The sequence below is a fragment of the Faecalibacterium tardum genome (assembly GCF_040096515.1).
GTDB classification, from domain to species: Bacteria; Bacillota; Clostridia; order Oscillospirales; family Ruminococcaceae; genus Faecalibacterium; species Faecalibacterium tardum.
The window spans coordinates 112735-125446 of the sequence record NZ_JBBMEO010000004.1; the positions used below are offsets into that span (position 1 = coordinate 112735).

11 protein-coding genes and 1 other RNA gene are annotated in these 12712 nt (G+C 57.7%); 1 reads left to right on the forward strand and 11 read right to left on the reverse strand.

Annotation, left to right across the window (positions count from 1 at the left end; translation table 11 throughout):
• Positions 1-9: 9 nt before the first annotated feature.
• From WMO44_RS05150 to WMO44_RS05200, 11 genes are all read right to left on the reverse strand, one after another.
• Entirely contained in the window at positions 10-762 is a 753-nt protein-coding gene (locus WMO44_RS05150) for a tyrosine-protein phosphatase (protein WP_349151961.1), read from the reverse strand.
• Positions 763-777: 15 nt separating this feature from the next.
• On the reverse strand, positions 778-1542 hold the full coding sequence (locus WMO44_RS05155) for a CpsD/CapB family tyrosine-protein kinase (protein ID WP_349151962.1): 765 nt from the start codon (positions 1540-1542) through the stop codon (positions 778-780).
• 4 nt (positions 1543-1546) lie between these two features.
• Positions 1547-2257, reverse strand: coding sequence for a YveK family protein (locus WMO44_RS05160; RefSeq protein ID WP_349151963.1), 711 nt, complete (start codon positions 2255-2257; stop codon positions 1547-1549).
• Between the two features lie 235 nt (positions 2258-2492).
• A complete protein-coding gene (locus WMO44_RS05165; RefSeq protein WP_055184924.1) occupies positions 2493-3410 on the reverse strand; it encodes an ABC transporter permease in 918 nt (305 codons plus the stop codon).
• A 1-nt stretch (position 3411) separates the two neighbouring features.
• Positions 3412-4581: an ABC transporter permease gene (locus tag WMO44_RS05170; RefSeq protein WP_055184922.1), complete on the reverse strand. Its 1170-nt coding sequence runs from the start codon at positions 4579-4581 to the stop codon at positions 3412-3414.
• A gap of 3 nt (positions 4582-4584) precedes the next feature.
• The gene (locus WMO44_RS05175) at positions 4585-6099 is read right to left on the reverse strand and encodes an ABC transporter ATP-binding protein (protein WP_349151977.1); all 1515 of its coding nucleotides are present in this window, start codon (positions 6097-6099) and stop codon (positions 4585-4587) included.
• Positions 6100-6364: 265 nt separating this feature from the next.
• Complete coding sequence (locus WMO44_RS05180) at positions 6365-7546, reverse strand: BMP family lipoprotein (RefSeq protein WP_249254159.1); 1182 nt, start codon at positions 7544-7546, stop codon at positions 6365-6367.
• A gap of 210 nt (positions 7547-7756) precedes the next feature.
• Positions 7757-8209, reverse strand: coding sequence for a cytidine deaminase (cdd, locus tag WMO44_RS05185; protein ID WP_015537831.1), 453 nt, complete (start codon positions 8207-8209; stop codon positions 7757-7759).
• 76 nt (positions 8210-8285) lie between these two features.
• The gene (deoD, locus tag WMO44_RS05190; protein ID WP_044960247.1) at positions 8286-9005 is read right to left on the reverse strand and encodes a purine-nucleoside phosphorylase; all 720 of its coding nucleotides are present in this window, start codon (positions 9003-9005) and stop codon (positions 8286-8288) included.
• A gap of 70 nt (positions 9006-9075) precedes the next feature.
• Positions 9076-10971 (reverse strand): LysM peptidoglycan-binding domain-containing M23 family metallopeptidase, encoded by a 1896-nt coding sequence (locus WMO44_RS05195; RefSeq protein WP_349151964.1) that lies wholly within the window; start codon positions 10969-10971, stop codon positions 9076-9078.
• A gap of 191 nt (positions 10972-11162) precedes the next feature.
• On the reverse strand, positions 11163-12074 hold the full coding sequence (locus WMO44_RS05200) for an RluA family pseudouridine synthase (protein ID WP_349151965.1): 912 nt from the start codon (positions 12072-12074) through the stop codon (positions 11163-11165).
• A gap of 108 nt (positions 12075-12182) precedes the next feature.
• Between WMO44_RS05200 and rnpB the strand changes: the two genes are divergently transcribed.
• Positions 12183-12520, forward strand: an RNA gene (gene rnpB, locus WMO44_RS05205) — RNase P RNA component class A.
• Positions 12521-12712 lie beyond the last annotated feature (192 nt).

Genomic DNA, 12712 nt, shown 5'->3' on the forward strand with positions numbered 1-12712 from the left:
ACTTTAGGATCAGACCCACCTGCCCAAAAACTTTTTGGGCTGATGCAGGGTCACAGCGTCCAGCTCCTGATCGTGGAACAGCTCATCGCCGTTGTGCACGATGCGGGCGGCAGTTTCCTTACCCAGCAGCTTTTCCAGCTGCTGCACGCCCTGTGCCATGTGTGGCGGGCGCTTGTCCGGGGAATGGGTATCGGTGGAGATGACATGAACTAGTCCCCACTGGATGAACTTGCACAGCTTTTTGCAGAGCTTGGGTTCCAGCAGGGCGCCCACGTTGATCTGCGCATAGGCACCGGCGGCTACCCAGTCGTACAGCAGGGTGGGATCCTCCAGCACATAGGGGTAGCGCTCGATATGCGCGATCAACGGCACGATGCCCTGCTGCTGCAAATTGTACAGGGTCTGCCGAATAAAATGCGGCTTGTGGGTGGTGGGAAACTCCAGCAGCAGATAGGCGGTATCTCCCATGCACAGCGCCCGGGTGTCCAGCTCGCACAGACCGGGAGAAAAGAACACCTCTGCACCCAGCTTGAAGTCGAACTGCATGGGCTGCCCTTCCAGTGCGGCGGTCAGCTGTTCAAAGGCAGTCTGCCGCTTTTCCGTAAAGGCTTCTACCGTGGTGCGTTCGCTGTTGAAGTGGCTGGTGAACGCGATGTTGCGCACACCATCCTCATATTCCCTGCGCAGCAGCTCCAGCGAGACTGCCGTATCCTTTGCGCCGTCATCCATGCCGGGCAGAATGTGACAATGCAGATCGGTCATAACAATGCTTCCTTATTATTTACCGGCAGTGGCATCCTGCTTGCCGTAGGCATAGTTGTAGTTGTAAGCATAGCTGTATGCGTAGCTGGAGCCCTTGAGTGCCTTCTTCATGTCGTATCGGGTCAGCACGCTGCCCAGCACCCGGACACCGGCATCCTGCAGCTTTTTCACTGCGCCGCGCACCGCATCGGTGGGGGCGTAGTCGGAGCGCACTACAAAGATGGCACCATCCACATAGCGGCCGATGACGGCTGCATCGGTGACCACCGACACCGGGGGTGCATCAATAATGACAAAATCGAACTTCTGGCGCAGAGTATCCACCATAGCCTGCATCTGCGGCTGGCTCAGCATCTCGGAGGGGTTCGGCGGCGGGGTGCCTGCGGGCAGGAAGGTCATGTTCATTTCCTTCAGCTCCTGCAAAGCCTCGTCCAGCGTGCACTGGTTGGACAGCACGTTGGAAACGCCCTTTACATTGTGACCAGCCTTCAGATAGCGGTGCAGCACCGGCTTGCGCAGGTCGCAATCCACCAGCGCCACCTTTTTGCCGCTTTCGGCCAGCGTCAGCGCCAGATTGATTGCCACATTGCTCTTGGATTCCTCCGGCACGGTACTGGTGATGACCAGCGTGTGCACGTCCATGGAGCCTGCCATAAAGTCCAGATTGGTGCGCAGAGACTTGTAAGCCTCCACATAGCCAAAGGGCATCTTTTTATCGGTGATCAGCTGCAGGGTGCGGTGCTCACCTTCTTTTTTCTTTTTACCAAACAGATTCCACATCGTCTTACACCTCCGGGATCAGGCCCAGCACGGGCAGGCCGAGCTTCTTCTGAATATCTTCGTCATCCACAATGGTATCATGCAGCAGATGTGCCAGCACCAGCACGCCGCACACCAGAACAGCACCCAGCAGACCAGCCAGCACAACGTACTTCTTGGTCTGGGGGAACACCTTGTTGGGGTTGATAGACACATCGCTCACCGTCTTGCAGGAACCGGCTTCCACCTTTTCCACCAGCACGTCGGGCACGATTTCGGAGATCGTCTGGGCGATCTCGCCTGCGCGCTCTGCATCCGTATCGGTGACCGTGATCTTCATGATCTGGGTAGCGTCCACATCGGCAACATCCACCATGTCGTACAGCTCGGCGTAGGTCATGTCCAGATCCAGCTCATCAATGACCTCGTTCAGCACGGTGTTGCCCTTGATGATGACCGCATAGGTGCTGATCAGGTTCTTAGCCGAGTTGAAGTTATCACTGGTGAAGGTAGTAGTCGTGTCCTGCCGGGTGTTCACGATCATGTTGATGGAAGCCTGATACTTGGGTGTAAGTGCAAACATACACACCAGCAGGCAGATCAGCGCTGCCGCAACAGCTGCTGCCACGATCTGCACAGCATGAGCCCACAGCAGGCGCGCCAGTTCCATCAGATCAATGGTCTCTTCGTCCTCCATGTTCCGGAGCGACTGTCCCATAGTTGTTTTTTCGTCCATAATAGAGAAACTCACCTTTCTTGTTCTTCCGCAGTGCAAGAAATGTACACCGGGTTCCTATAGATACACATTCGTTCTTTAATGATAACATATCTCGTTGTATTTTACAAGCAAAAATGCCATTTTCTACCGGCAAATACATGGATAAAATGTGCCATCTCCCGTACAAAAAAGGCATCCGCAGCACGTTGATGGCTGCGGATGCCCTAATTTTATGGATTTTTAGCAAAAGCGCTTAACGGGAGCCCTTGTCGTAGGGGATACCCTCGGCCTTGGGTGCCATGCTGTTCTTGGAGGTGAAGGCCAGAATGACCATGGAGGCCACAAAGGGCATCATATTATAGATGTTGCTGGACCAGTGCAGCTGTGCAAGGAAGGTGGAGTCTGCGATGTTGGCAAGGCTCTTGAACACGGCAAAGAACATGGCCGCGCCAAAGATGTGGAAAGGCTTCCACTGGCCAAAGATCATAACTGCCAATGCCAGAAAGCCTGCACCGGCCACGCCGACTTCAAAGTTCCAGGTCTGCACCGGGGGCACGATATAGGCCAGACCGCCGATGGCGCCCAGCGCACCGGAAAGGATGACACCGGCGTAACGCATTTTGTAGACGTTGATGCCCACCGAGTCCGCAGCCTGCGGGTGCTCGCCGCAGGCACGCAGACGCAGGCCGAAGCGGGTCTTATACAGCACGATGTAGCTGACCACCAGCAAGATCAGCCCCAACGGCACGAACACGCTGAGCTCCAGCCCGCCGATGCTGAACAGGAAGGGCTTGTTGGAGTAGTTCAGCTTGGCGCTGCCGCTCTCGCTGAAGTATTTGGAGATGACCACGGCAATGGCGGTGGCCAGCAGGTTCAGTGCCGTGCCGCCGATGGTCTGGTCTGCCTTCAGGTTGATGGAGGCAAAGGCCAGAAGCAGACTGTAAACCACGCCCGCCAGTGCCGCCACCAGAATGGAGATCAGCACCACAAGGAAGGGCGACAGGCTTTCAGGCAGCATAGTCAGGGTAAGCACACCGGCCACACCGCCGATGACCATGATGCCCTCCAGCGCAATGTTGATGATGCCGGAGTGTTCGCTGAACATACCGCCCAGTGCCACCAGCATCAGCACGATACCGTACAGCAGGGTATATTTGATCAGAAGCAGCATATTACTTGCCCTCCTTTTTGGTCTTTTCTGCGGCAGGCGCAGGCTCTGCGTTCACGTTGGTCTTTTCGGCATTCCGGAACAGCAGGCTCTGGATCTTGCCGCGGAACAGCATGGAGAATGCGCACAGGTAGATGATGATGCCGCTGATCAGATCCGAGATCTCAGTGGGGTAAAATTTGGTGGACAGGAAGGAGCCGCCGACCGAGATATGGGAGATGAACAGCGCAGAGAACACGGTACCGATGGGGTTGGAGCTTGCCAGCAGTGCCACCGAGATACCGTTGAAGCCCATGCCCGGCAGGCTGGTGGAGTTCAGCGGGTTCCACTGGGACACGTTGGACAGAAAGAACAGGCCTGCGCCGAAGCCCGCCAGCGCACCGGCAATGGCCATGGAGAGGATGATGTTCTTCTTCTCGTTGATACCGGCATAGCGGGCGGCGTTCTTGTTCAGGCCAACGGCCTTGAGCTCGTAGCCGAAGGTGGTCTTGTTCAGCACCACCCAGATCAGCACGGCCACCGCTGCCGCCAAGAAGATAGCAATGGTGGTGCTGTTGGTCTGGAACAGCTTGTTCAGGCCGAAGTCCGGGATCAGGGACTGGGCAAAATCGGCATTCTTGCTCAGGTTCAAGGTACGGGTGTTTCGCACGTCGTACATGGGGCCGGTGCCGTTCTGGTAAATAAGCTCATTTACCAGATACAGGCCGATCCAGTTGAACATGATGGAGGTAATGACCTCGTTGATGTTGAAGTAGGCCTTGAAGAAACCGGGGATCGCGCCCCACAGGCCGCCCAGCACGGCTGCTGCCAGCAGGCAGACGAACCAGGGCAGCTTGAGCATGATGGCGCAGTACAGCGCGCCGTAAGCGCCCAGCGTATACTGACCGGCTGCACCGATGTTGAACAGGCCGGTCTTGAAGGCAAAGGCCACGGACAGACCGGTCATGATCAGGGGTGCGGCATTGGCCAGTTCCTTGCCCACGCCGTAGGGGGCATCGTGGAAGCCGCCCTTGATGATGCGCACAAAACCATCGCCCCATGCGTGTGCGGGGTTGATGGCCACCAGCACCAGAAAGCCCACCAGCAAACCAATCAGGATGCACAGCAGTGCAGCCAGCACGCTGGTAACAGAACTTTGCAGGCTGCCGCTGTGGGAAAGTTTTTTCTTATTCATGTGTTACTGCTCCTCCTTTCCCTGCTTGCGGGCGCCTGCCATATACAGACCCAGCTCCTGCACGGTGGTGGTCTTGGGGTCAAACTCACCCACGATCTCGCCCTCGTACATTACAAGGATGCGGTCAGAAAGGTTCATCACCTCGTCCAGCTCCAAGCTGACCAGCAGCACGGCCTTGCCCCTGTCGCGCTCGGCCACGATCTGACGGTGGATGTACTCAATAGCACCCACATCCAGGCCACGGGTGGGCTGCACTGCCACCAGCAGCTTGGGGTCGCGGTCGATCTCGCGGGCAATGATGGCCTTCTGCTGGTTGCCGCCGGACATACTGCGCACGGTGGTCACACTGCCCTGACCGCTGCGCACGTCGTACTGCTTGATCAGCCGGTCGGAGTACTCGCGCACCTTATCGGCACGGATAAAGCCACCCTTCTGGAACTCCGGCTGCCAGTAGCGCTGCAGCACGATGTTGTTTTCCAGACTGAAATCCAGCACCAGACCGTGCTTGTGGCGGTCCTCCGGGATGTGACCCATGCCGTCCTTGGAGCGCTGGCGGATGCTCTCGTGGGTGATATCCTTGCCGTCCAACACCAGCTTGCCGCCAGACAGCTTGCTCAGGCCGGTCAGGCCGTAGATGAACTCGGTCTGGCCGTTGCCCTCGATGCCCGCCAGACAGACGATCTCGCCTGCGTGCACCTTGAAGGACACATCCTTCACCACGTCCTTCTTGCGCTGGTCGTTGTGAATGGTAACGTTTTCCACGTCCAGCATGGTCTCGCCGGGGTGTGCAGGCTGCTTTTCCACCTGCAGCTGCACGTCACGGCCCACCATGCGGCGGGAAAGCTCTTCCTTGGTGGTACCCTTGATATCCACCGTGCCCATATACTTGCCCTTGCGCAGCACGGTGCAGCGGTCGGCCACAGCCATGATCTCGTTGAGCTTATGGGTGATGAACAGGATGGACTTGCCCTCCTTCTTGAACCCGCGCATGATCTCCATCAGCTCGTCGATCTCCTGCGGGGTCAGCACAGCGGTGGGCTCGTCAAAGATCAGGATCTCGTTGTCGCGGTACAGCATCTTCAGGATCTCCACGCGCTGCTGCATACCCACCGAGATATCGCTGATCAGGGCGTCCGGGTCCACCCGCAGGCCGTACTTTTCGCTCAGCGCCATCACCTTTTTGCGTGCCTCGGCCTTCTGCAAAAAGCCCATCTTGTTGGGCTCCACGCCCAGAATGATGTTGTCCAGCACGCTGAAGCATTCCACCAGCTTGAAGTGCTGGTGTACCATGCCGATGCCCAGTGCGTTGGCATCGTTGGGGTTGCGGATGGCAACCTCCTTGCCGTTTTTCAGGATCTTGCCCTGTTCCGGCTGATACAGGCCGAACAGCACGCTCATCAGCGTACTTTTGCCCGCGCCGTTCTCGCCCAGAAGGGCGTGTACCTCGCCCTTGCGCAGTTGCAGGGTGATATCATCGTTTGCCTTGATACCGGGGAATTCCTTGGTAATGTGGAGCATCTCGATCACATAATCCTCTGCCAATCTGCTCACTCTCCTTTCGTGCCGTAACGACACCTTTTCTATACTACAAACCATTATACCTGATTTTTTGCGGTTTGCACACGGCTTTTTGATTTTTTGTCAAAAAGCACAAGCAAAAGTGTTACTTTTGTACGATCTGCATGATTTGCTCCCTGTTTCTCTTACACAGACATACAAAAAGGACGGGGTGCCCCTGCATGAGCACCCCGCCCCTATTACGGGAGTAATTCCGGGATAGCGATTACTGGATGTAGTTGACCTTGGTGAACTCGCTGACGGTGGGCTTGGTAGCGTCATCGGAGCTGTTGTCCACAACGATCTCGCCGGAAGCGATCTTGTCCTTCACAGCCTCGTACTCGTCCTTGGTGAAGGTCTTGAAGTTCCAGCTGTCATCAGCAGTGGGCAGGCCGATGTAGTCGCCGTCCTCCAGACCGAAGTTGCCGTTGGTAGCAGCGATGTTGCTCCACTCGCCGGCCTCGATGTCACCCAGAGCGGTGCTGACAGACTCAGACAGGCCCTTCATAGCGGAGGTGATGAACGGGTTGTAAGCGTAGCCGTCCTTTTCCACGCCGTTCGCGCCGATGTAGTTCTGGTCAACGTCAACGCCCACAACGTAGCCGTTGTTCTTCAGAGCAGCCTCAACAGCAGAGGTGTAGATGCCGCCGCCGCAGGCAAAGACGATCTGGGTGCCGTTGGCATACCAGCCCTCCATACGGGAGGTGATGTTGGCATCGCCGTAGAACTGGCCGCCGTAGAAGTAGTTGATATCAATGTTGGTGCCCAGCTCCTTTGCAGCAGCGTCAGCGCCCTGCACATAGCCGTAGCCGTAACGGATCACGGCGGGCACAGCCATGCCGCCCAGGAAGCCCAGCTTGGTGTAGCCGTCCTTAACAACGGCGTAGCCTGCCAGATAGCCTGCCTGCTCCTCCTTGAAGGTGATGCAGTAGCAGTTGGCGGGGATGCTGTCGGTGCCGATATCGCCCTGGGTCACATCGATAGCGATGAGCTTGACGTCAGGGTACTGCTCAGCAGCCCATGCCAGAGAGGCACCGTACAGGTAGCCCACGCAGACGATAACATCAGCGCCATCGTTGACAGCCTGACGGATCATGGTCTCGCGATCCTCATCGGAAGCATCAGAATCGGGGATGTAGTACTGGCAGTTGTCGCCCATGTAGCTGGAAACAGCAGCCCAGCAAGCCTGGTTGAAGCTCTCATCATCGATCGTGCCAGTATCGCAGGTCAGAGCGACCTTGGCGATCTTCTCAGCGCCGTCTGCTGCGCCGGAAGCGGCGGCAGAGCTGGCAGCTGCGGAAGAAGCAGTGCTGGTAGAAGAAGCGGAAGAACCGCCGCAGGCGGTCAGAGCAGCGGCAGCGGCAGCAGCACCGGCCACAGCCAGAAAGTTACGACGAGAAATCTTCATAAGAAACTCTCCTTTTATTTTAAAAAATTGCGTCAAATGAATGGAATGTGCGCTCTGGCACATTTACTGGCTCAAGTATAGCGGGTGGAAGTGACAGATGCAAGCAATTTCCGATTACAAATTCTTTACAAATCCCTTGTATAATTTATAAAAAAGTAATGCTTATTCACCAAATTTCCCCTGCTTGCGCTGTTTTTCGCAGAAAGACAGTTACTTTCCTTCCACGGCGCTGTTGCCCGCCACGTTGGAGGGGCCAAAGCCGAAGGGCAGCAGCTCGTCCATGCTGCGCTCGATGAAATCCTCCGGGGTCTTTGCCATAATGACGTTCAGTTCCGGCCCGCCGAACTCGAACAATGCCTGACGGCACACCCCGCAGGGCGAGGTGATCTGCCGGTTCACTTCGCCCCGGCGGCTGCCCACCACGGCGATATCCGTAAACGCGGTCACGCCCTCTGCCACCGCCTTGAACAGGGCGGTGCGCTCGGCGCAGCTGGTGGGGGTAAAGGCGGCGTTCTCCACGTTGCAGCCGGTAAAGATGCGGCCATCCGCAGCGCGCAGTGCAGCGCCCACCATAAAATCACTGTAAGGCGCATAGGCCTTTTCCCGTGCGGCCAGTGCCATGCGGATCAGCTGCTGCTTTTCTTCCATGGTCAGTTTTGTCATGCTGTTTCCTCCTTTTATGGGCAAAAACAGCGCGGCTGTGCCTTGGGGCAGCAGCCGCGCTGGAAAATTTATGCGATCAGTACTCTGCGCCCAGAGCGACCTTCATCATATCGGTAAAGCTCTTCTGGCGCTCCTCGGCGGTGGTGATGCCGGGAGCCACAAAGCTGTCCGAGATGGTCAGCAGGCAGGCGGCGTTCTTGCCCAGCACCTGCGCGTTGGCAAACAGGGCAAAGCTTTCCATCTCCACGCACAGGCAGCCGTCCTCGTCCCGCAGCTTTTCCCAGTAGGTGGGCTTTGCGTCCGAGGGCTGGCGGTAGAACACATCCGAGGAGTGGATGTTGCCCTCGATCAGGGGAATGCCCTGCTTTGCAGCGGAGGCACGCAGCTTTTCGTTCAAAGCTGCGCTGGGCAGAGTGATGTTGCCGGTAAAGCCGCTCTGCACCCGGGCGTAGTTGCTCTCGCTCACAGCGCCGGTAGCCAACACGGTGTCGAACAGCTTAGCCTTCTCGGTATAGCTGCCGGCAGAGCCGATGCGGATAATGTTCTCCACGCCGTAGAAGCTGAACAGCTCGTAGGAGTAGATGCCGATGGAGGGCATTCCCATACCGCTGCCCATCACGCTGATGGGACGGCCTTCGTAGGTGCCGGTAAAGCCCAGCATCCCGCGCACACCGGTCACCTGCCGGACATCCTGCAAAAAGGTGTCGGCAATGAACTTGGCACGCAGGGGGTCACCCGGCATAAGGACTGTCTTGGCGAAATCGCCCATTTCTGCGCTGATGTGAGGGGTAGACATAGATGATCTCTCCTTTTTATTCATGATACAGCAGAGGGGCTTTCCCCTGTGGAAAAGCCCTTGCTGCTATTTACCGATATTTGCTGCGGTTGAACACGTTCTGTGGTGCAATGTAAGAGCCGTTGCGCCGGATCTCGAAGTGGCAGTGGTTGCCGCTGGAACGTCCGGTGCTGCCCACATAGCCGATGAGCTGACCCTGCTTGACCGACTGACCGGCGTGCACCACCAGCGACAGGCAGTGGGCGTACAAGGTGGTGTAGCCGTTGCCGTGGCTGATGATGATGGAGTTGCCGTAGCCGTTGCCTGCACCGGCGCGGTTGTAGCCGGCCTTGGTCACCGTACCGCCTGCCGAAGCATAGATAGGCGTACCGGCTGCGGCGCAGATATCCACGCCCTTGTGGCTGCCGCCGTACCAGCGGGAGCAGTTCCGATAGCCGGGCACCGGCCAGATAAACCGTCCGCTGCCGGTGATATAGGATGCACCGGAGGACACCTTTTTGGTGCCCACCGTAACTTTTTCGGTCACAGGCTCCTTGGTCACCACAGTGCTCAGAATCTGCTGGGAAAGCTGATTGCCGTTTGCATCGTACACCCGCTGTGCCGTCACGGTGCGGATGCCGTTCTCGCCCTTCTGGGTAACACGCTTGGTACCGGAGTTCAGCTCCTTGGATTTGGTGGTCTCGGTGGTGTAGGCGATCTCTTCCTCCCAGCTTTCCACCTTGGTGATGCGCACCTCCAGCGTTTCCTCCTCCCGCACCACGGTCAGTGCATCGCCGGGCAGGATCTTGGAGTTCTGGGTCAGGCCGTTTTCCCCGTTGGCGGTAAAGCCGGTGTTCATTTCGCACAGTTCCTTCACGGTCAGGCCGTTTTTCTGGGCAATGGACCAAATGGTATCGCCGCTCTGCACCGTATAGGATTTTTCCGCCTGCTGCACGCCGGAGAGCAGCTGCTCCACCTCGGCTTCCTTCTGGAAGCTCTCGTTGAAGTAGATGCCGTTTTCCAGCGTGACATCCTTGTTGAAGCCCACAGTGGTGTTGGGGTCATCGGGGTTCTCGTAGGGTTCCAGCAGGCCGCTGATGTATCGTTGCAGGCTGCTGCCGTCCGCACACACGGCGGTCAGCTCACCGTCCAGATACAAAGCCGTGCCCTCGCTGATCTGGTCGCTGGAGGTTTTGAGGATAGCGTCAGCCACGTCATTTTCGTCCATCACGTCATGGGCGACGGTCACGGAATAAGTAGGCTCCACGGTAAAGCGCGCCTGTTCTGCACCGGAATAATTGATACGCTGCTGCACGGCCTCCAGCGCAGAGTTAAACACCTCTTCGTTGGCCACATAGCCCACGGTCTTGTCATCCACCTGTACCTGCAAGGCGTAGGGCTGGCGGATGGTAGTCTGGAACACAGTCACCATAACAGCCAGCGCTGCCACCGGCAGCACATACATGGCCATGCGGGGCACAAGACGGATGTTATCAGCAATGCCATGGGCAAGGAAGTGCCCGCTTGCGCGCAGCGCAGCGCCAAAGCCATTTTCCTTGCGCACCCGATGTGCGTGGCGCAGCAGCGCCCCGGTGCCCCGCAGGGCAAGCACTACCGGGCCGAACAGATCCCGCAGCAGCTGCGCCGCCCCGGGAAAGGCCATGGATGCGATATTTTTCAGCAAATCTTTGCCCGCCCGCAGCAGACGCTGCAAGCCGTGCTGCAAGCGGCGTCCTGTGCGGACCACGGCATACTCGGCAGAAAAGCCTACGGCGTACAACGTCTCGCCCACTATGGGTGCTACGGGGTTATGCAGCAGCTTACGCCACAACGTTTCCCGGCGGTGCTGGCGCTTGCGCCGCAGCCTGTGCCGCCGCAGCACACCCCGGCACTGGAACTGCGCCCACAGCGAGCGCAGCTTCTGGCGGCGGGGCTGCCGTACCGGCTGCGCAGCGGGCTGCTGCTCCTTTGTTTTATCTTCAGTCAACGGGATTTTTCTCCTTCCTGCGCCGCTGCAGGGCATTTTTTCGGCCCGGAACACAGCAGCTAGATGGTGTACGTTCCCCTGTTCAAAAGGCCAACAGGGCCTGTACACAATACGCTCTCTTTTTATTATACACTTTGCACGGTTTGAAACAAGCGCTTACATAAAATTTGGCTACTTTTTTCACGCAGTTTTCACGAAAAAAGCCCTTCCATATCCGGCGGCAGCGGGCTTTCCACCGTAACGTTGCGCAGCTGCAAGGGCATTTCTACCCGGATACCGTCCGGCAGCGGGGTGTATACAGGCACCGTAAAGCTTTGTCTGGCGCAGTGCAGCGCCTGCCGGCCAATGCGCTCCCGGCTGCCGCCGTAGAGGTCGTCTCCGGCAAGCGGATGGCCGATGGACGCAAAATGCACCCGGATCTGGTGGGTGCGGCCAGTCACCGGCACGCAGGCCGCAAGGCTAAGGCCGTTTTCTTCCTTTATAATAGTATATTCAGTGCGGCTGGGCTTGCCCTCGGGGGTAACGCAGCGCCCGATGATGCTGTCGCTCCGGCGGCCGATGGGTGCATCGATGACCCCTTCCCCCAGCGGCAGCGCACCCTGCGCAATGGCATAGTACAGCTTTGCCACCCCGCCCGCCAAGAGCGGCGCTGCGTAGGCGTTTTTCGCCGCCAGCACAAGGCCGCTGGTGTCCTTATCAATACGGTTCACCGGACGGAACACCGGACTGTGGCCGTGTTCTGCCGCCCACGCGGCGTAGCCGTTTGCCAGCGTACCACCGGGGTAGTTCAGGGTGGGATGCACCGCCAGCTGCGGCGGCTTTTCCAGCACCACCGCAAAGGCGTCCTCGTAGACCACCTTGACCGGAATTTCCGGCTGCGGGGTCACGCCATCCCCTTCCGGCGGCAGCGCAAAGGAGAACACCTGCCCGGGAAAGATGCGCCGGTTTGCCAGCACGGGCACACCGTCCGCAAAAAAGCCGCCACCCCGGAACTTGACTGCCCGGGCAAGGTCCGTAGAGACAGCACACTGGCGCAGAAAGCTGCGCACCAGCACCCCATCGTGGGTGGTAGCCGTATCTGGCACGGCAAAATACAGCTGCATGGCCTGCCCCTCCCCTGCAAAATCCACAAAAAACACAAATGATATTATAACAAAAATCCGTTTCACTTGCAAATCTTACTTTTTTATGGTATCATGAGGAACGGAAAACGAGTGGAACATACGGCGGCGGGGCGGCTTTGACCGCTCTGAGGAAAGTCCGGGCCTCACAGAGCACGGTAACTGCTAACGGCAGCCGAGGGTGACCTTAGGGAAAGTGCAACAGAAAACAAACCGCCGCAGCAATGCGGTAAGGATGAAACGGCGAGGTAAGAGCTCACCAGCGCATGGGTGACCATGCGGCTTTGTAAACCCTACCGGAAGCAACGCCTATATGGGACGTACAGCGCTGCTCGCGTGTCCCGAAGGCGGCACGAGCCTGTCAGCAATGGCAGGCCTAGACAGATCGTCGTTTAATACAGAACCCGGCTTACGGTCTATCTCGTTTTCCCTTTTGTGTTTTTGCGCTGTCTGCTGCGTGCAGGCAGCGTTTTTTGTTGTTGTAACGCAAAAAAGACCACCGCACAGTATTTGTGCAGTGGCCTTTTTGTCGCTTGCAAGACCATTGAAAACGCCCGCCGCGTGCGCTTTGGGCATATTTAGCGGAATAATTATTTTAAATTGCATCCCGGGAAAATCTG